Source organism: Streptomyces sp. NPDC024017, from assembly GCF_040638895.1.
Classification (GTDB): Bacteria; Actinomycetota; Actinomycetes; order Streptomycetales; family Streptomycetaceae; genus Streptomyces.
This window is the reverse complement of record NZ_JBEZYZ010000007.1, coordinates 359,964-378,446: the sequence shown is the minus strand read 5'-3', so window position 1 is coordinate 378,446 and position 18,483 is coordinate 359,964. Positions and strand designations below refer to the sequence as shown.

18 protein-coding genes and 6 pseudogenes are annotated in these 18,483 nt (G+C 67.3%); 15 read left to right on the top strand and 9 right to left on the bottom strand.

The annotated features are described in order from the left end of the window. The first annotated feature begins 144 nt into the window (after positions 1–144). The 6 genes from AB0G20_RS21340 (at position 145) to AB0G20_RS21315 (ending at position 4,779) form a co-directional block, all read left to right on the top strand. Positions 145–516 (top strand): hypothetical protein, encoded by a 372-nt coding sequence (locus tag AB0G20_RS21340; protein WP_361305062.1) that lies wholly within the window; start codon positions 145–147, stop codon positions 514–516. Then, positions 431–622: a hypothetical protein gene (locus AB0G20_RS21335; protein WP_361304771.1), complete on the top strand. Its 192-nt coding sequence runs from the start codon at positions 431–433 to the stop codon at positions 620–622. The genes AB0G20_RS21340 and AB0G20_RS21335 overlap by 86 nt, the downstream gene beginning before the upstream one ends. Positions 623–1,204: 582 nt before the next feature. Next, positions 1,205–2,821 (top strand): hypothetical protein, encoded by a 1,617-nt coding sequence (locus AB0G20_RS21330; protein WP_361304769.1) that lies wholly within the window; start codon positions 1,205–1,207, stop codon positions 2,819–2,821. 613 nt (positions 2,822–3,434) lie between these two features. Further along, positions 3,435–3,713 carry a hypothetical protein gene (locus AB0G20_RS21325; RefSeq protein ID WP_361304767.1) on the top strand — a complete coding sequence of 93 codons (279 nt, stop codon included), beginning with the start codon at positions 3,435–3,437 and terminating at the stop codon, positions 3,711–3,713. A gap of 260 nt (positions 3,714–3,973) precedes the next feature. After that, the gene (locus AB0G20_RS21320) at positions 3,974–4,339 is read left to right on the top strand and encodes an amphi-Trp domain-containing protein (protein ID WP_361304765.1); all 366 of its coding nucleotides are present in this window, start codon (positions 3,974–3,976) and stop codon (positions 4,337–4,339) included. Positions 4,340–4,461: 122 nt separating this feature from the next. Beyond that, entirely contained in the window at positions 4,462–4,779 is a 318-nt protein-coding gene (locus AB0G20_RS21315) for a hypothetical protein (RefSeq protein ID WP_361304763.1), read from the top strand. Between the two features lie 34 nt (positions 4,780–4,813). Here the strand turns inward: AB0G20_RS21315 and AB0G20_RS21310 are convergent. The 3 pseudogenes from AB0G20_RS21310 to AB0G20_RS21300 all read right to left on the bottom strand — a co-directional run. Then, a pseudogene (locus AB0G20_RS21310) lies at positions 4,814–5,121 on the bottom strand (transposase); the annotation flags it as partial. 81 nt (positions 5,122–5,202) lie between these two features. Continuing rightward, positions 5,203–5,333, bottom strand: a pseudogene (locus tag AB0G20_RS21305) (IS5/IS1182 family transposase); the annotation flags it as partial. Between the two features lie 141 nt (positions 5,334–5,474). Next, positions 5,475–5,612: pseudogene (locus AB0G20_RS21300) on the bottom strand (type II toxin-antitoxin system PemK/MazF family toxin); the annotation flags it as partial. 85 nt (positions 5,613–5,697) lie between these two features. Between AB0G20_RS21300 and AB0G20_RS21295 the strand changes: the two are divergent. The 5 genes and pseudogenes from AB0G20_RS21295 to AB0G20_RS21275 all read left to right on the top strand — a co-directional run. Then, positions 5,698–6,019: pseudogene (locus AB0G20_RS21295) on the top strand (transposase); the annotation flags it as partial. Between the two features lie 61 nt (positions 6,020–6,080). Continuing rightward, on the top strand, positions 6,081–6,410 hold the full coding sequence (locus AB0G20_RS21290; RefSeq protein ID WP_361305060.1) for a hypothetical protein: 330 nt from the start codon (positions 6,081–6,083) through the stop codon (positions 6,408–6,410). Positions 6,411–6,725: 315 nt separating this feature from the next. Continuing rightward, the gene (locus AB0G20_RS21285) at positions 6,726–7,163 is read left to right on the top strand and encodes a GntR family transcriptional regulator (RefSeq protein WP_361304761.1); all 438 of its coding nucleotides are present in this window, start codon (positions 6,726–6,728) and stop codon (positions 7,161–7,163) included. A 4-nt stretch (positions 7,164–7,167) separates the two neighbouring features. Further along, positions 7,168–8,100, top strand: a complete 933-nt coding sequence (locus AB0G20_RS21280; protein ID WP_361305050.1) for an ABC transporter ATP-binding protein — start codon at positions 7,168–7,170, stop codon at positions 8,098–8,100. Next, positions 8,097–9,191: an ABC transporter gene (locus AB0G20_RS21275; protein WP_361304758.1), complete on the top strand. Its 1,095-nt coding sequence runs from the start codon at positions 8,097–8,099 to the stop codon at positions 9,189–9,191. Before AB0G20_RS21280 ends, AB0G20_RS21275 begins: the two co-directional genes overlap by 4 nt. A 192-nt stretch (positions 9,192–9,383) precedes the next feature. Here the strand turns inward: AB0G20_RS21275 and AB0G20_RS21270 are convergent, their stop codons facing one another. Both AB0G20_RS21270 and AB0G20_RS21265 read right to left on the bottom strand, forming a co-directional pair. Continuing rightward, on the bottom strand, positions 9,384–9,542 hold the full coding sequence (locus tag AB0G20_RS21270; RefSeq protein ID WP_361304755.1) for a hypothetical protein: 159 nt from the start codon (positions 9,540–9,542) through the stop codon (positions 9,384–9,386). A 25-nt stretch (positions 9,543–9,567) separates the two neighbouring features. Beyond that, positions 9,568–10,020 carry a type II toxin-antitoxin system PemK/MazF family toxin gene (locus AB0G20_RS21265; RefSeq protein WP_361304752.1) on the bottom strand — a complete coding sequence of 151 codons (453 nt, stop codon included), beginning with the start codon at positions 10,018–10,020 and terminating at the stop codon, positions 9,568–9,570. A 153-nt stretch (positions 10,021–10,173) separates the two neighbouring features. On the opposite strand from AB0G20_RS21265, the pseudogene AB0G20_RS21260 reads away from it, so the two are divergent. Together AB0G20_RS21260 and AB0G20_RS21255 are read left to right on the top strand one after the other, a co-directional pair. Next, a pseudogene (locus tag AB0G20_RS21260) lies at positions 10,174–10,980 on the top strand (transposase); the annotation flags it as partial. Positions 10,981–11,415: 435 nt separating this feature from the next. Beyond that, complete coding sequence (locus AB0G20_RS21255) at positions 11,416–11,706, top strand: peptidoglycan-binding protein (protein ID WP_361304749.1); 291 nt, start codon at positions 11,416–11,418, stop codon at positions 11,704–11,706. Between the two features lie 121 nt (positions 11,707–11,827). On the opposite strand, the pseudogene AB0G20_RS21250 reads toward AB0G20_RS21255, so the two are convergent. Beyond that, a pseudogene (locus AB0G20_RS21250) lies at positions 11,828–12,333 on the bottom strand (IS5 family transposase); the annotation flags it as partial. A gap of 152 nt (positions 12,334–12,485) precedes the next feature. Next, entirely contained in the window at positions 12,486–14,099 is a 1,614-nt protein-coding gene (locus AB0G20_RS21245; RefSeq protein WP_361304746.1) for an MFS transporter, read from the bottom strand. A 458-nt stretch (positions 14,100–14,557) separates the two neighbouring features. Between AB0G20_RS21245 and AB0G20_RS21240 the strand changes: the two genes are divergently transcribed. Both AB0G20_RS21240 and AB0G20_RS21235 read left to right on the top strand, forming a co-directional pair. Then, a complete protein-coding gene (locus tag AB0G20_RS21240) occupies positions 14,558–16,045 on the top strand; it encodes a hypothetical protein (RefSeq protein ID WP_361304742.1) in 1,488 nt (495 codons plus the stop codon). Positions 16,046–16,171: 126 nt separating this feature from the next. Continuing rightward, entirely contained in the window at positions 16,172–16,501 is a 330-nt protein-coding gene (locus AB0G20_RS21235; RefSeq protein WP_361304739.1) for an NUDIX hydrolase, read from the top strand. Positions 16,502–16,769: 268 nt separating this feature from the next. Here AB0G20_RS21235 and AB0G20_RS21230 read toward each other — a convergent pair whose 3' ends face one another. After that, entirely contained in the window at positions 16,770–17,084 is a 315-nt protein-coding gene (locus AB0G20_RS21230; RefSeq protein WP_361304736.1) for a hypothetical protein, read from the bottom strand. Positions 17,085–17,192: 108 nt separating this feature from the next. After that, complete coding sequence (locus tag AB0G20_RS21225) at positions 17,193–18,479, bottom strand: MFS transporter (protein WP_361305048.1); 1,287 nt, start codon at positions 18,477–18,479, stop codon at positions 17,193–17,195. Positions 18,480–18,483 lie beyond the last annotated feature (4 nt).

Here is an 18,483-nt window from a genome sequence, read left to right as displayed (position 1 = left end):
ATAGCCTGACCGTCGACAGGATCGAGGCCCTGCACTACGTCCGGGACACCACCATCGCCGAGGACTCCTACGCCGGAGCCCTGCCTGCCTAGGGGCGGTCGACCGGGCTAGGCACAGGGTGAAGGCGTGGACCGCCGGGGCGCCATGACTCTTCCGGATATCCCGGTCGCGCCGTTCCGTTGGGCGGACATCCCGCAGGTGGACGAGGTGACGATCCCCTTCCTGGGGCCCGACGGGCAGCGCAGCAGTACCGCTCGGGCGCTGCTGCGCTCCAGGGCCACGCTCGCCGCCCGCTACGACCGGCTGGTCAGCAGCTCGGATCCGCTCCAGGGCCGCTTCCATGTGGCAGTCAACCGGGCGACACCGGACGGCGACACGCCGGTGCTCCTGCCCGCCGAAGGAATCGGACTCGCCGAGGCGATCTGCGGCTATGCGGCGGGCTCGGCCCTGGGTGAACCGTCTCGACGACACCGGCTGGGTCCGAGAGGGAGCGCTGGCGAATCTGGTGGTCCGTGACCGCGATCTGTTCGACAGGCCGGCGCAGGAGATCGCGGGGACGCAGGTCGCGCTCACTCACGTGGGGGCGCGCGAGTATACGCAGCTCATGAGGCTCGAGCAGTAACTCAGATCACGGCAGGGCCACGGTGTAGATCATTTACGCTCTGGGCAGTCTCGTAGCGCTTCTCGGTTCAACTTTCGTTCTGCGAAGCCCCGTTCGAGTGGGCGGGCGGTCTCGACGTCTGTTTGCAGGGCCGGGGGGACTCTGCGGTCCGTCTCCCGAAAGGAAGTGCATGACTCAGGACGTCACGTTCGACCTCCCCTTCGAGATCCCTGTCAGCAGACGTCTGGAGTAAGCCCAGGAGCGCCATCTGTCGAAGGGCAGTGGGCGACCCGTCCCCACTTCCTCGGCCGTCAACGCAGCAGTCCCCCCACCTCGCGGTCGTTCGCAGCAGGAACCGGAGCCGGTCGCGGGAGTCCGGTTGTTCGGCGAGGCCGTCGCGGCAGGTACAGAAGATTCCCGGAATCGACCGGCCACCAACCACGGCCGATCGATTCCGTTGCCCGGACCACAGCTTGAAGGGAAGCCGTTGTGAAATCTCGAGTCGTAGGTGCTGGTCCGAAGGCGTCCGCCGACAGCGTGCTCCCTGCGCAGCCGAGTGCCCAACTCCACCCCGGGGAGGCGGGGAACAGCCTGGCCCGCCTCTTGGAGAAACGCATCAATGGGCGCACGGAGGAGTACCGAAGGTCCCAGAAGGCCGCTCAGCAGCGGCTGGACGCACTCGGATCTCCCCACTCCAGCACCACGCTGCACGTGGAGGGAGCCCTCCATCTGGCACCGCCCACGTTCCTCCCGCCCGACGAGGAGGGCCACGCCAGGTTGAGGCAACTCGACACCAACCTGCGCATGATCGAAGCATCCTTCCCCCAAGTCAGCACCGATGTCGAGATCTGCCGACTGACCAGCAGGATGCTGGAAGGGGCCTGGAGAAGCCGGGCACTCACCCCGCTGCGCGAGGAGGAGCAAATATCCGACTGCGCCTGCCCTCTGTGCCGTCGGCTGCCCACGCCCCCCGCCCGCACGCTGGGTGACTACGGTTGGCGGCAGAGCGCCGGTCGTCCCCTCACAGTCAAGACCTGGCCATACCGCCGGGAACTCGACAGCGTCCTGACCGGTGGATGGTCCTGGACCCGGCAGATGAACGACCTTGAACGGAACCTTGGCCACCGCCACCGCTTCGAAGACGACATCCTCGTCTTCCACGAATACAGGCGCGTGATCGACACCATCGATACCACGCAACTCACCCAACTCGTCGAAGGCCGCTTGGCTGAGAGTTTCAGCACCAACAGCGCACGGGCCCTGGTCTGCGGACTCTTCGCAGCCCACAAGCGATCCGTTGACGAGTACTGGCTCCAACAGCACCACGCGGGCAGCGTCACACTCCCCCAGACCAACCCGCTCAGCCAGAGCACGTACGCACTCCTTCAGATGCTGGACTGCATGTTCTGGCACGTATCGCCCGACAGCGAACTCTGGCAGGAAGAACACCTCGCCTCGCTGCTGCTGTGCCGCGTCATCGACGACATGGCCGACGTCCGAGCCGACGCCCTCACCGGCGAGATCAGCAACTTCTGGCTCGCCGACATGCCCACCCACACCAAGGCCCTCTACGCTGCCTGCGCCATCGCCCTCGTCAAGTACGGCTGCATGCCCGAGGCACATCACCCGATGTGGAACACCTGGCTGATGACCACCACCATCGTCTGGATGGGGCTCACGGGCCGCCACGCCCTGTGGTTCGACGGCATCACCCAGGGCCTCCCCCCGGCCGAGGAATGCCCGCTTTGCGACCTGCAGCCCAACGCATGCACCGGCATCCTCACCCACGGCACCACCCTCACCATCTCCCCGCGGGCGACCGCACCAGCACTGAGCACCCGGACCGCCGAGCTATCAGCGCGCTGCCGAGTCCAGTACCCCCGGACATGGCCCCTATTCGACGCCGAGCTCCATGCCTTCGAAGCACTGCACGGCCCGTGGTACGGCAACATCGACAGCACGTGGGAGATCCTGCGCCGCACCTACATCGCCGCCGTGGAGGCATCCACCGCCGCACCGTCCCAGGACCGCGCACGTCAGGTCCAACAAGACGCCGGCGCAGTCGGATCTGAAATGTTTCACACCCTGCACGACCCTCGAACCGGGAGAGAAGACACCACACTGCTCGCCTACATGTTCGGCTGCGCCCACCCGCATTTTCTCTGGAACGCCACGGGATTTTCTCCCACGGGCCTCGCAGGCGACTGGCTCGACGGCTGACACCTCGCTCCCGTTCCAGAAACCCGGTAGATGGTCGCTGGGCCGTGCTCACCATCGATCTCGGAACGGCGCCGACCCATTCCGACCGGGATTGGAGCGATGCAACTCCCGGATCAAGCCCAGCGCCAGCTGCCACTTCTCCACATGCCCCGCAGCCGGGAATGTGGTCACGCTGGCTGCTGGTGGAGTGGCCCGCCGACGAAGCTGCGCCACAGCCGTGATCCGCAACCGGCGTGCCCGAACGCGACCGTCGTGGTCGGCCACTTCCCTGTCGTCCAGCTCGCTAACACAATGGCCCGCATGGTCGTCAGGGTCGGCAGCGTCGGCACCCGCTGCTGGGTCGTCCTCCCCTGATCGTGCCGCTGCACGGCCTGCTGCCATCCGCTGCGGCGGAGCAGCCCGTGGGCCGCACCCTGCACCAGCCAACATCTCAGCGCCTGCCGTGCAGCACCCGGGGGCGTGACATGGGCACGCGGGCCGGACCCGGTGGACACCATCGAGGCGCGTCCGACAGGAGCCATGACGCACTCGGGGCCGCGGATCCTTTCGGTAGCGAGCCGGGCGCCGAAAGAGGACGCTGGATGAAGGGGGCAACGTGATGGAGCGACATCTCATGTCTCGGACCAGCACAGACCACACAGACCAAAAGCGGCACACACCCTTTCTGTCCCGCCCCGGCGTCCGCCGCCTCACACCATTCGTACTGATCACTGCGATCGCTCTGGTCTTCATCTTCGAGAACCGCGCGAGTACCGAGATCCGCCTTCTCATCCCCAAGGTGACCATGCCGCTGTGGGGTGCCCTTCTGATCGCTTGGGGCCTCGGCATGCTCGCCTGTGCCTTGAGTGTGCGCCGGCGCCGGGACCGGCATACAAAACGACCGGGTGGGTGATTCCCTGCGGCCCCTTGTCCCTCAACCGCGTCGGCACAGCCCCGGCCTGCACAGATGCCTGGGGACAGCTCATCGAGCGCGGCCGGTCAGCGCCCCCGAGGTGCGCAGCCCACCCCACGGGACGAGATTGGAAGTAGCCCCAGGGCGCCACCTGGGCCATCGTCTTGATCGCGATCAACGTCTTCGCGATCTGGGCACTGTGCGCCGCGCCCAGTCCATCGGAGCGACAAAGCAAGCGATGGCCCGGATCGGAGACACCCATGAAAGATCTCAAGTTCCAGCAGAACCGCACGCTGTCACGCCTTGAAGCGGCTGACCAGCTCACCGCAATCGCAGCCGCGCTCAGAGAAGGCGGTGAAACCGAACTGGAACTCAGCCCCGGAACGCTGAGCCTGCGAATTCCCGACGACCTTCACAGCGAGATGGAAGTCGAGATCGGCGAAGGGGAGATCGAGCTGGAGATCGAGCTCACATGGCCCATCGCACCGACTCGGACACCACCATCACGGACGGCCACAGATACGAAGAAAGCCACAACACGAAAAAGTGTGCCCTCCAAGCCAGGACGCAGCACCACAGGCACCAGCAAAACCAAGAACACCAAGCCGGCCAAGAAGACGCCCTGACCGCATCCTCGGCCCGTCCACGAACACCGGCGACTAAGACGTCATCTCATTTGGCACGTAAGCGTAGGGCTCAAGCTTGCTGTGGTGCACGTCTGACCTGCGGGTTGCGCCATACTCCACGAGTGACTACACCGATAGGTCCCGTGGTCCTCTTCGATGACGACTACTACATGTACGTCCTCCAGGACCGAGCGTCCGCCGAGGCATGGTGGGAGATGCCCGACGAGTACGCCTGTGGGTTCGACGCCCTCGCCAGACCGTTGCGCATGACGGGTGAGCCGCATCAGGTCACCCTTGAGCTCAGTGGTGATGAACCGGCCGAGGCCGACCTGCGTCGTCTCGTCGCCGACCACTACCAGCGGTTCCTGCAAGGGCAGATGCCGCCACAAGGGTCCGCTCTTTCAGAATTCATTGCGGGACTGCCTGTCGAGGGTGCGTAACGCGGATCTGTTCGTCGGCTAGCACTCCGACGGATCAGGAAATGAGTCTGCGGTAGCAGATGAGGTGCAGGCGATGCTGGTGAAGGCGAGGAAGTGGTCGGCTTTGCGTTCGTAGCGGCGGTGAAGGCGTCGGCAGCCGGCAAGCCAGGCCATGGTGCGTTCGATGGTCCAGCGATGGCGGCCCAGCCGCTGCGAGGACTCGGCACCTTTACGGGCGATGCGGTGGGTAATGCCGTGCTGGCGTAGCCATCGCCGCAGGTGGGAGTAGTCGTAGCCCTTGTCGGCGTGGAGCTTGCTCGGCTTGCGCCGCCGGGGCCCACGGCGGGAGCGGATCGGCGGTATGCCCGGCAACTGCTGTCCGGCACCAGCCGCTCGACAATCCCAACCACGGCCCGAAGCCTACCCAGCGTCTAAAACCGTGTCCTACGTGGTGAGGCGGACAAGTCGTTTGTAGCAGCAGATGCGGCGGCGGGGCCGAGAAATGCCAGGTAGTTGCGGGCATTGCGTTCGTAGCATGATCTGAGCCGTCGATAGCCGGACAACCACGAAATGCTCGCGCTACTTCGACCTGTCCCTAGTACTCCAGCCGTAGATCGTGATCTCGATGGTGAGGGGCGTCGAGGCGGCAGGTGTCCAGCGTGGATCATCTCGCCCGAGATCGCCCATGCCGTAGCGGGCGTCGGCCACTTCTCCGTCTACCCGAGTTCACCGCGACGGAGGGCGTCCCTTATCTCGCTGAGCTTCGCGGTCGTTGCCGGGGTCCGCTCCTGTGCTTGTTCAGCGAGTCGGAGGGCATCGTCGATCTCGCTGAGCTTCCTGGAGGACAGGACGGCAGGCAGACGCTGCGCGACCTGACGCGGTGTGGAGACGGGTGCGGCCACCGTTGATCATCGGTGTGTGAAGACAAACGATCATGCGGTGGCCGCAGGTCACAGCGGACACGGGTCGAATTTCGACGCCGGGCCCGGAAGTTGGTACTCGGCCTGTTGTCGGACCTGCCGCGCAAGAACTGCTGGACCATCGCCGAGTGGGCCGGGACAGGACGCCGGACGGCATGCAGCACCTGCTCGGGAGGGCGAAGTGGGATGCCGACCAGGTCCGCGACGAGGTGGGTGACTACGTGGTGGAGCATCCGCACGACGACGAGGCGGTGCTGGTGGTCGACGAGACCGGCGACGTGAAGAAAGGCACCGACACCGTTGGAGTCCAGCGGCAGTACACCGGCACCGCGGGCAGAGTTCCAGGCGTACGCGTGGTGGTACATCCGGCGCGGCTACGGCCCCATGCGCGAGGACGGACGGATGAGCAAACGCGGTGCCGCCATGGCGCTCTTCGCGAAGTTCGTCCGCCCCGGGCATGTCCGGATCGCAGTGACCTCGAATCCCCAGTCGAACGTCTACACCTCGGCGTACAAGGGTAGCGGCTCCCGTGTGGTCGTCGTCGCCGTCGACAATGGGACCTCCTCGGTGACGCAGCAGTTCACCCTGCAGAACAACCCCTCGTCCGGCGTGTCGTCCTGGGTGACGGACGGGGGCAGGAACCTCGCGTCCCAGGCCAGGATCAACGTGTCGAACGGCTCCTTCACCGCGCAGCTTCCCGCCCAGAGCCTGCCGACCTTCATGACCGGGTGACGGGGCTGTTCCCCGCGACGGACCGTTCGCACAACTCCTTGCCAAGCGGCTCGCGGCCGGCCTCCACCGGCCGCGTGCAGCCGGCGTAGGCAGCGGCCAACGCGCGGTCCTGCCGTACGAGAGCGGGGCGTCGTCGCCATGCTCCGCCGGCCGGCGGTCGACCCGGGCGAAGAAGTCGCCTCGTCCTCGCCTCGTCCTTCCCCCTTGCTCTCCCCTGGTCTGTTTCAGGACCGTTCCCGAACCCCGTTGACAACGGCCGCCACTCCCTTCCATCATCATTCCACTAATCACATAGTGGAATGATGATGGAAGGGAGTGGCGGCCGTGGAGTACCGGATCGACAGGCGGAGCGGGGTCCCCGCCTTCCAGCAGATCGTGCAGCAGACCAAGCAGGCCCTGCGGCTGGGCGTACTGGTGCCGGGCGACCGGCTGCCCACCGCCAAGGAGGTCTCCGAGACGAGCGCGGTCAACCCGAACACCACCCTCAAGGCGTACCGCGAGCTGGAGCGCGAGGGCCTGGTCGAACCGCGACCGGGTCAGGGCACCTTCGTACGCCGCACGCTGGGCCGCCCCGAGACGGGCACCGACTCGCCGCTGTACGGGGAGTTGGTGGCGTGGATGGCGAAGGCGGCCGGGGCCGGTCTGGAGCAGGAGGACGTGGCCGCGCTGGTCGCGTCGGCGCTGGAGAAGCAGTACGCCCCCGGGACCACGGCGGTCGCGGGGGTCAGGACAACGAGGAGCACAGGTGAGTGACGTCATGTACGCGGGGGAGCCGGCGTTTGAGGCACACGGACTGGGGATGCGCTACCGGCGGGGCTGGGCGCTGCGGGACTGCACCTTCCGGCTTCCGGCGGGCAGGATCTGCGGGCTGGTTGGCCCCAATGGGGCGGGCAAGACCACGTTGCTGAACATCGCGGCCCATGTCCTGAAGCCGACGCAGGGCTCGCTCAGTCTGTTCGGCGAGGCGCCGGGCTCGGTGGAGTCCGGCCGGCGTACGGCCTTCCTCGCGCAGGAGAAGCCGTTGTTCCGTCGCTTCACCGTGGCGGAGACCCTGCGGCTGGGGCGGGAGCTGAACCCCGGCTGGGACCAGCGCGCCGCCGAGGACATCGTCCGTGCGGGCAACGTGCCCTTCGACGCGAAGATCAGCACCCTCTCCGGCGGCCAGCGCACCCGCGTCGCCGTCGCCCTCGCCTTCGGCAAGCGCCCCGACCTGCTGCTGCTCGACGAGCCGATGGCGGACCTCGACCCGGTCGTGCGCCACGAACTCATGGGCACCCTCCTCGCCGAGGCCGGCGAGCGCGGCACCACCGTGGTGATGTCGACCCACGTACTCGCCGAGCTGGAGAACGTATGCGACTTCCTCCTCGTCGTCTCCGGCGGCGGAGTGCGCGTCGCCGGTGACGTGGACGAGCTGATGACCATGCACACCGTGGTCACCGGGGCCAGGGAGGGTGAGGGCCTGCCCGACTTCCTCGGGTACCACACCCTCGTCGAGGCCCGGACCAGCGGACGGCAGTTCACCGCGCTCATCCGCCCGGAGGGCCCGGTCACCGGCCCCTGGGAGGCGGCCGCCCCGAGCATGGAGGAACTCCTGCTCGCCTATCTCCGCTCACCCGACGCGCCACCGCTGATCACTCCCACTGCCCAGGTCCAGGGCCAGGCGTTCGGCACCGGGACGGTGGCGGCATGAGCACCTTCACCAACCCCTCGACCGACGGCAGGAACGGGACGGCGAACCGGACGATGAACGGGACGATGAACGCAACGAAGAACGGACCCAGGCACGGGGCCGGGAACGCGAGCACCACGGAGGCCACCCGGCGGCCCCGCCTAAGCGGTATGACCTGGCTGGTCTGGCGCCAGCACCGGGCCGCGTTCTGGACCATGATCGCCGCCACCGTGCTCTGCGCGGCCTGGATGATCTACCAGCGCGCCCAGATGATGGACTTCCTCAACGCCTACGGCTTTCCCGCCAAGAACCTCGACGACGCGGAGAAAGAGTTCAAGCCCTACATCGGCGCGTTCACTTCCGTCACCATGGGTCTCACGGCGATACCCGTCATGCTCGGTGTCCTCCTCGGCGCCCCGCTGCTCGCAGGCGACCTGGAGAACGGCACGGCCAAGCTGATCGCCGCCCAGTCCGTGAGCCGCAACCGCTGGCTCGCCACGAAGCTGGCGCTGACCGGGCTGGTGGTGACGGTGACCACGGTCACGCTGTCGGCTGTGTTCGCCTGGTGGTGGAACCCCATCAAGCTCCATTACCTGGACATCGACTGGACCTCCCGGGAGTTCTTCAACACCACGGGCCCGGCGCCCGTCGCCCTCTCCCTCCTCTCCGTGTTCGGCGGGGTGCTGATCGGTGTGATCCTGCGCCGCACGCTGGCGGCCATGGTCGTGACCCTCGGATTCACCGTCGCCCTCCAGGCCGTCTGGGGCTACTTCAAGCTGTCGCTCGGCGACATCGTCACAGCCACCAGCAAGCCGGTCAGTCCCGGCACTACGATCACCTTCCCCTCGGTGCCCCGCACCGCGCACTGGCTCGACACCTCGTATGTCAGCGGCAGCGGGAAACTGTTCGACGTGACCACGTGTACGCCAACGCTGAGGGAGGAAGCGACTAGGTCGTGCATGAAGAAAGCGGACATCGTCGGCGCGTCGACCGACTACATCCCCATATCGCAGATGAGCAGTATGCAGTGGTTCGGGGCGTCGATTCTGTTCGCCCTGACGGCCGGCGTCGTGGCGTTCCTCTTCTTTTGGGGTCGTAAGCGGCTCGTCTGAGGAGCCGTTCGCGCCACCGCGATCACCGAAGGCGGTGAGCAGGTGAGGCTTCGGCCCTCCCCCTGCTCACCGCCGCCGACGCGACTACCTTCTCAGCCACGCCAAGGACGACTGGAGCAACGTCGCACTGGCCGTGGCCGTACCCCTGGACGACGTCATAGCGCGACTCCGGGAAGGCTGACGGTCTTCGCCTCACCGAGGGCGTTCCGGTACGTGCTCCGCGCGCCAGTTCGTGATCAGCGCGCGCAGTGTGAGCCGCGCCAGCGCGGCAATCGGCAGCAGAGGAAGTTCCCAGTCCCGGATGGGGCGTGCCCGTTCGTAGCCGGTGACGAAGGCGCAGGCATCCTGCATCTCCTGGGGTCCTGCGCGCAGAGCGTTACCGTTCTCGAGAACCCGCTGCTGCAATCCAGGACCGCGGCGCCGGCGGCCACAGTCCACCGCGACGGAGGGCGTTCCATATCTCGCTGAGCTTCGCGGTCGTCGCCGGGGTCCACTCCTTCGCCTGCTCACCGAGACGGAGGGCGTTCTCGATCTCGTTGAGTTTCGCGGAGGACAGGGCGCCCGCCCGCTCTATCAGGTCGTCCCGGGACACGGTGGTCAGCCACGTGCAAGGGGTTAAGCCCGGACGCGGGAACGCGAACCGAAGCACGCCTTCGAAGGGCAGTCCTTCCACGGCGCCTACTGCCACTTCGACGCCCAGACCGCTGATGTCGACACCCGCCCGAGCGACGACCTGCATCACCCGGATCCCGGACGCGTCGTCTCCCGACAGCAGTACGACCAACCGCCGCTCGTCAAACTGGACCCACCAGACTTCGCCACGTTGCACACGTCCTCCTGACACAGGACGGCGGGCGGACGCTGCGCGACCCCGACGCGCTGTGGAGACGAGTGCGGCCACCCGTTGATCATCGGTGTGTGAAGACAAACGATCACGCGGTGGCCGCAGGTCACAACGTAGACCCTGCCCGCTGGCAGGAGGCGGGCCAAGTGGGACGCCGACCGGGTCCGCGACAATGTGTGTGACTACGTGGTGGACCACCTGCACGACGACCAGGCGGTACTGGTGGTCGACGAGACCGGGGATGTGAAGAAGGGCACCGGCACGGTCGGCGTCCAGCGCCAGTACACCGGCACCGCGAGCAGGATCGAAAATGCCCAGGTCGCCGTCTACCTGGTCTACGGCGGCAACCCCAGGCTGCGAACCGCACGGGAGGAACGCGGCACCGGCTACGTCCTCACGGTGGCCTGCTCGCACGAAGTCACCACCGGGGCGGGGAGGTTCCGTGCGGACACCCTGGCCAAGAAGGTGCCCAAGCGGGCCTGGCAGAAGCTCTCCGCAGGGGCCGGGGCCAAGGGCCACCGTTTCTACGACTGGGCAGTCATCGACCTCGCCGACCCCCGACCCGGGAGTCGTCAGCTGCTGATCCGCCGTAACCGCAGCACCGGCGAACTCGCCTACTACCGCTGCTACTCGCGCGCACCCGTGCCGCTGACCGTGCTGGTCAGAGTCGCTGGATCAAGATGGCGGGTGGAGGAGTTCTTCCAGTCGGGCAAGGGCCTGGCCGCACTCGATGAGCACCAGGTCCGCCGCTATGCCTCCTGGTCCAGCTGGGTCACCCTCGCCATGCTCGCGCACGCCTTCCTCGCCGTCGTACGCGCAGACGAGCACACCCGCCCCGCACTCGATGCCCTCCTTCCGCTCACCTGCAACGAGATCCAGCGCCTGTTCATCACACTCGTTGTCCGACCCGTCCACGATGCCGCCCACCGGCTCGGTTGGTCCGACTGACGCCGCCACCAGGCCCGATCCCAGGCCAGCCACTACCGTCGACAAGCCACTCAGGCATGAAGATCACGATCTACGGTTGGAGTACTGGGCCGTTTCACCCAGCTCGGCCCGTCGGGGGAGGAGAAGAGCACCTACCTCTACGCCGGTGGCGACCCCGTCAACCGAACCGACCCGAGCGGGTTGCTCAGCTTGGACGAGGTCGGCAAGTGGTACGGCCGCGTCAATGACGTCCAAGACGGAGTGGAAATGATGCAGGCCATCGGAGATGGGGAATACCGTCTGTGGAACCGGGGTTGCGCCGTAAGCAGCCCAGCTTGTCGGCCGAGTTGGATGCCGCGGTAACGATCACCAGACATCCGCCAATCGCATGAACTTACCTAGTCGCAAAGGCGTGAACATGCTGACAACGGTGGATACACCTAACATGCCAGCATGAGTACAGAAGACGGCTACGTTCCCTTTCCAGGTTCCGAGTGGTTCAAAAACGAGCCGAGTAGCCCGATCATCAGGATGATGGCGATGCGCCTGGCCGAAGAGGGATGCACCGAATTTGGTCCGGCCGGCCCACCCTCGGCCCACCCTCTGAGTGGACGTCGGTGGACGACGCACCACCGTGACTCCTACGCCAGGTGGCAGCGGAAGCTCGGGTACCAGGGTGCGGACGCGGACGGCTGGCCGGGAGCAAAGTCCTGGGCCAAGCTCAGGGTGCCCTATTCGGAATGACGGAAACTCAACATGCTGAGCTCCCGGAATGGCTTTGAAGCACGACGGCGTGCTCCGACTCTGGATCCGACCAGCACAGGCGGCCGATAGCCCGCCGAGATCCGCTTCATAAGTCCGTGTCCTACGCGGTGAGGCGGATGAGTCGTTTGCAGCAGCAGAGGGCGGCGGCGAGGCCGAGTAAGGCCAGGTAGTTGCGGGGATCGCGCTCGTAGCGAGGTCTCGAGCGCCGGTAGCCGGACAGCCAGGACATCGTCCGCTCGATGACCCAGCGGCGGCGGCCCAATCGTTCGCTGGACTCGATGCCTTTGCGCGCGATCCGTACTCCGATGCGTTTGCCACGTAACCATTTCCGCAGGTCGGCGCGGTCGTAGGCTTTGTCCGTGTGGAGGCGCTGGGGCTTGAAGTGGCGGCCGCGTTGGGGGTCGTGTCTCGTTTGGTGACCCTCGACCATGGGATTCAGCCCTTCGCTGTCGTGGGTGTTGCCGGCGGAGACGCCGACGAGGAGGGCAGCCCGTTGGCGTCCGACAGAACGTGCATCTTGGAACCCGGCTTGCCCCGGTCCACGGGGCTCGGACCTGTATGTTCGCCCCCCCTTTTAGCCCTGACGTGGGCGGTGTCCAGGACGACGATTCGGGCGCTCCTCCCCGGTACCTGCGACCCACGGGGCCACCGGATTCGTCGAGGCAGTCACGGTCGGCGTTTCCGCACTCGGGGACCGTGGATCGCGGACGAGGTGACGGCGCCGGCAGTTGACCGCCTCTGGGGCCTGTACGCACCGGCTACGGTTCCGCGGAGCCGGGCTGGGTGGTCGGGATCCGTTGGGTGAAGAACATCGCGAGGAGGCTGGCCAGAGCGAGGATGGCGAGTGCGGCGCGCAGGCCGTCGAGCCTCGCCTCCTCATTCGCGTCGAGCGCGGCCTGGGTGACCTCCTTGCTCGTGCCCGCATCGTCGAGGGCGTCCTTGAGCTGAGCGTCCGACAGGAAGGGGACGCCGCTTTGGAGTTCGATGGTCGCCTGGCTCTTGACGTCGGCCGGGATCGCCTCGTTCTGCTCGACGCTGCTCAGGAACGAGGCCGTCAGCGCGGCGATAAGGATCGACCCGGCGAGTGCCGTACCGATCGAGGCCCCGAGGTTGGTGACCGCGTTCTGGATGCCGCCGACCTCCGCGCTCTGCTTGTCAGGCACTGCGGACACCGTGACGGACCCGAGCTGGGAGGCCAGCGCGCCCATGCCGAACCCGATCAGCAGAAGGGGGATGGTGACGATTTCCGCACCGGCGTCTGCGTCGAGCGCGGCCATCAGGACCACCGCACCCGCGAGCAACGCAAGGATCCCGAGCCGGACCACGCGCCGCGGTGAGACGTCCGGGAGAAGACGCGGGATCAGGATTGCCGCGGCGAGCAGGGTCAGCGAGAGCGGCAGGATGCGCGCCCCGGTCGTGAGCGCGGACAGGCCGAGCGCGACCGAGAGGTAGAGCGGTACGACGAAGAACACGCCCATCTGCACGAGGTACTGGAAGAAGAACATGGTCAGGCCGCCGGTGAGCTGCCGGTTCCGCAGGAGCGCCGGGTCCACGAGGGGCTCCTTGCGCTGCTCCACCACACGGGCCTCCCAGCGCAGGAAGAGCCAGATCAGGAGCAGACCCGCCAGCATCAGCCACACGACCAGCGAAATTCCCAGCCAGGAGGGTGCGTCGGGCTTCGGCTTGAACCAGCCCCATTCGTCCGAGCGCAGTACGCCGTACACGAAGATCCCGATCCCGAGGGCGGAGAGCGCCGCGCCGACGAGATCGAGGGGGCGGCGTTGGCCGGTCGGCGCGTCGGTGATGCGGCGGGCGAGCACCAGGATGCCGAGCACGATCACGACTTCGCCGGCGAAGACCCAGCGCCAGGAGAAGTACGTCGTTGCGATACCTCCGATGATCGGCCCTACCGCGATCGCCACGGCTCCTGCGGCCGCGACGAGTCCGTAGGCTGCGGGGCGGCGTTCCGCGGTGAAGTTGCCGGCGACGAGCGCCACGATGGCGGGCAGGATGAGCGCCGCCCCGACGCCTTCGAGGAACGACCAGCCGAGCAGGAGAACGGGCAGGTTCGGGGCGAGGGCCGTCGTCATGGATCCGCATCCGTAGATGCAGCAGCCGATCAGGAACGCGCGCTTGCGGCCGATGATCACGCCGACCTTGCCGCCAGGGATCATGAACATCGCCATCACGAGGGTGTAGGCCGTGATCGCACCCTGGATCCCGGTCACCGTTGTGCCGACGTCGTCCGCCACCGTCGCGATCGAAACGTTCATGACAGAACTGTCGAGCGCCATGAGGAATTGCCCGGCCGCGAGTGTCAACAGGACGAGGCCTGCCTTTGTCGAACTCCCCGTGCCCGTTTTGGATGTCATGGGGCGCATCGTTCCAGCGCCCCTGGCGGCGGATCTTCGGCCCGCCTCGGAGATCAACCGGTTGGCGGACACTTTCGTGTCGGCTTTCACTGAACTGCTCTTTCCCCAGCCCTTTCGCAGGTGGCCTGCTTTGTTTCCCCGATGACGGCGATCGTCAGCGCCGGGCTCGCCGACTGACAGCCGGACCCCCCATCCAGTCCGGCGTAAAACGACCGGCGCCCGGGCAGCCCTGTTCCTCGTGGGAGCTCGCTAGTGCTGTGACCGCATTGGTTCTCGGGGACACCCCGGCCCCGTACAGACGACCCGGGCTCTGACCTCGTACGCCCTACGTCCGCAAGGTCCTTGGCTGCCGAAGCAGCGGGTGAACGCGCTGAGGTACTGGGCGTGGCCGAACGTACAACCTTTCGTACGGCTCGCGTGTCATTGGGACATCCGTTGTTCGCGTACAAGGAGTTCCGTTGCGTAGAGCAGTCACGGCGGCCGCCGTGCTCACCACGTCCGTCGCCGTCACCCTCACGCCGGTGACATCGTCCGCCGCCGCACCTTACAAGGGCGCCAACACGGCGACCTTGCAGGACGACTTCAACGGTGACGGGTACCGCGACCTGGCAGTCGGGGCTCCGGGTGCCGCCAACGGCACGGTGGAGGAGGCCGGTTCGGTCGTCGTGCTCTACGGCTCCGCGTCCTCGGTGAGCACCACCCGCGGCACGGTCATCACTCAGGCAACCACAGGGATCCCCGGCACCGCCGAGGAGTCCGACCGCTTCGGCAGGACGGTGGCGAGCGCGGACGTGGACCGGGACGGTTACGCCGACCTGCTCGTCGGTGCTCCGGGCGAGGACGTCGACGGTGTCGAGTCGCGGGGCTCGGTGACCGTGGTGTGGGGCGGGCCGAACGGCCTGAAGGGCGGCGCGAACATCGCCCCTCCGGCCGGGTACGGCGAGGGCAGGACCTACTGCCGGTTCGGCATGTCCATCGCCACCGGCGACATGAATGGCGACGGCGCCCCGGAGATCGGCATCGGCTCGGGTTGCACCATCGCCTCCTACAGCGGCCCCTTCACCCGCGCCGGCCAGGCCGCCGCCCGCTACCTCGAGTGGCGGGAGAACGCCCGTGGCGTGGTCATGGGCGATGTCAACGGCGACGGCAGGGCCGAGCGCTTCTACCTGGCCGGTCCCACCGACGGCGACATCCGCGGACCGGTGACCCTCGACGCGGGCGCCCCCGAATCCGAGGACCCGCTCGTCAACCGGGGCATCGAGCTGCCGTACGCCGACGGCCACGCGGGGCAGATCGGCGACATCAACGGCGATGGTTACGGCGACCTCGTCACCGGCATCGCGGGCGACGACTCCCACTTCAACGCACCCACCCCCGCGGCCCGCCGCGGCGGCGAGATCCAGGTCCTCTACGGCGGCGCCCAGGGCATCACCGCCGGGCAGAAGCCGAAGGTCTTCCACCAGGACACGGCAGGCGTCCCCGGCACCGCGGAGTGGGGCGACTGGTTCGGCCAGTCCCTGAGCGTCGGCGATGTCGACGCCGACGGGTACGCCGACGTCCTGGTCGGCTCCCCCGAGGAGGCCGTCGGGTCGCTCGACTCGGCAGGCACCGCTGTCCTTCTGCGCGGCTCCGCCTCCGGCCTTACGACGGCCAAGGCGGCCGGCTACACGCAGAACACCGCGGGTGTCCCCGGCACCGCGGAGGCCGGCGACGGGTTCGGCGCTGCCGTCCACCTCGCCGACCTCAACAAGGACGGCAAAGCCGAGACGGTCGTCGGCGCCCCCACCGAGAACTCCGACGGCTGCCTCTGGGTCGCCCGCGGCTCGGCATCCGGCCCCCTCCTGAACGGCTCGGTCAACCTGTGCGGCAAGAGCTCCGGCATCGCCGTACGCGGAATGAAGGGGTACTTCGGTGCCGCCCTCACCAGCCCGCACGTGGAGAACTGACGCGGGCGGGGCATGAGATCGGGGCCATGAACGTCACCCTTCACCTCGCCCAGGACGCGGGGGCGGCCCGCTCCTCGGCCGCCGCCCGCTCACCGCGCTGGTCGGCATGGGTGCCCGCAGGGGGCGGTGTTCCGCAACTCCCCCGCCCGCTTCGCGGCTGTTCATCCGTCACGAGCGGATCGGACTTTTCCGGGATGCCCTGGGAATCATTGCGACGTGCCCCAATCCAAAGATCCACCCCTCGCAGCCGACGGTCGCGGCCATGACTTGGTCTCCTTCGCACGCGGGACCGAAGACGCGCCACCGCTTGACGCGCCGCTGCCGACGGCGTTGGTCGCCATCTGGCACGCCGACCGTGTCCTCATGGTCTTCGATCGATTCCGCCAGGGCTGGGAACTGCCCGGTGGACGCATAGAGGAAGGTGAATCATCTCGTCAGGCAGCCGCGCGCGAGTGATGCACGCGTCAAGCAGGGAGGCGAACGCCTGAGGTGGTATCGGTGTCTCCAGTCGCTGAGGCCACGAAGCCGGCCTCATTGCGCCAGGGATCCAGCGCAAGGGACGAGGCCATGACGCCTGGCCGGGGCATCCTCTCGCGAGCCGACGGTCCATCAGCGCGTCGCCCCGCGCGGTCAGACACGCGTACAACTCTGACCGGAAGCGTGACACCTCCGCGAACGCATCCCGAAGGACGCCTACGTGTCCGCTGAGCTGCGGAAACCTTGATCAACCAGAGCCCGCTGGTGTATCAGGGTGCTTGTCCAGGAAGGCGTTGATGAAGTCCACTCCGAAGGCGTGTGTGTCCGCGGAGACGTCGGAAGGCGGTTCGCCAAACCACAGGACGGTCTCCGGGTTGCGTTTTGCCTCATCGAGCCACTTTCGAAGTCTGCCGAGCCGTCCTCCGCTCAGCCGGACCGCAGCCTGATGCACGCGTTCACACTCCGGGCCCGCATAGAGATCAAGGAGTGACAGGGCGCTCGCAGCCTCGTCATGCGAAAAGGTGGCGTCGCAGAGCTGACGTGTGGCGGGAGACATGGCCATGCCTGTCATCCTGCCCACCGGCAGCACGTCGGCGACGAGATCCTCGAACGGCGCGCGCCTCCAGTGCTGTTCACTGTGGTCGGCCAGATAGCCAGGTGGGCGCCGATTTCAGTCCTTGGCGTGTGCCTGTTCTGGTTCGTGGGTTTGCGGGAGGTCGCGCTCGCCGCGCATCGGGCTCAGGGCGAGGATCAGCCAGGAGGGCGCAACGACACCCGTCATGATCCACATGGCCGGACGGTATCCGACGGCGTCGCCGAGCACGCCGCCGAGCAACGATCCGAGGGGGATGGTGCTGTGGTTGATCATCATGGCCGTCGCCACGACCCGCCCGAGCATGTGCGGCGGGCAGTAGGTCTGCCGAAAGCTGCCGACCACGATGTTGGCCACGGAAATGCCGATCCCGACGAGGAAGGCTCCCATCGCGAACAGCAGCAGCCCCGGCCCCGCCGTGGTCATCGGCAGGAGCAGCACGCACGGCGCGGTGGCGATCTGGAGGAGCAGGAGACCGCGAGCGGTGCCGAACCGCCGGCTGAACCTCGTGGCCACCAGGGCGCCCACGATGCCACCGGAGCTGCCGCTGGTCAGCAGCAGCCCGACCATGGCCGGGCTCAGCCCGACGGTGCGGACCAGGAAAACGACTTGGACCGCCTGATACCCCATCAGCGCCATGTTGATCACGGCACCCCAGGTGACCATCGGCCGCAGGTACCGGTCCCGGCCGACGAACCGGAGTCCTTCGATGACCTGCCGTCGGAGGGAGACGCCTTCGCCGTCAGGAGCGCGGGCAGGCTCGACCACTCCGATCCGCTTCAGGCAGACCGCGGAGACCAGGAACGTCACCGCGTCCGCCGCGAGCGCGGTGACCGCGCCGAACGTCTGGGCGAGCAGCCCCGCCGCCCCCGGCCCAGCGACCTGGGTGGCGGCCTCGCTGCCCTGCAGTTTGGCGTTGCCCTCCAGGAGGTCGCGGCCGTCGAGGACGATCCGGATGTACGAGTGGTAGGCGGTGTTGAAACACACCGCCGCAATACCGCACATCAACGCGACGACCACTAGATGCCGGAAGGTGAGCGCGTCGAGCCACGCCGCCAGCGGAATGCTCACCAGCGCCACGGCGGTCACCAGATCACACGCGATCATCAGGGGCCGTTTGCGTACCCTGTCCACCCAAGCGCCCGCCGGGAGGCCCAGCAGCAGCCAGGGCAACCACACAGCCGCGGCGAGCAGACCGACAGCGGTGGAGCCGGCATCCAGCACCTGAACAGCGATCAGCGGCAACGCGACCACGGTCATGCTGTTGCCCAGACCGCTCACGGTCTCGCCTGTCCAGAGCAGTCGGAAATCCCGTTGAGTGAATACTCCCCAGCGGGTTCGGGGCCTGTCCGGCATGCCATTCATCGAG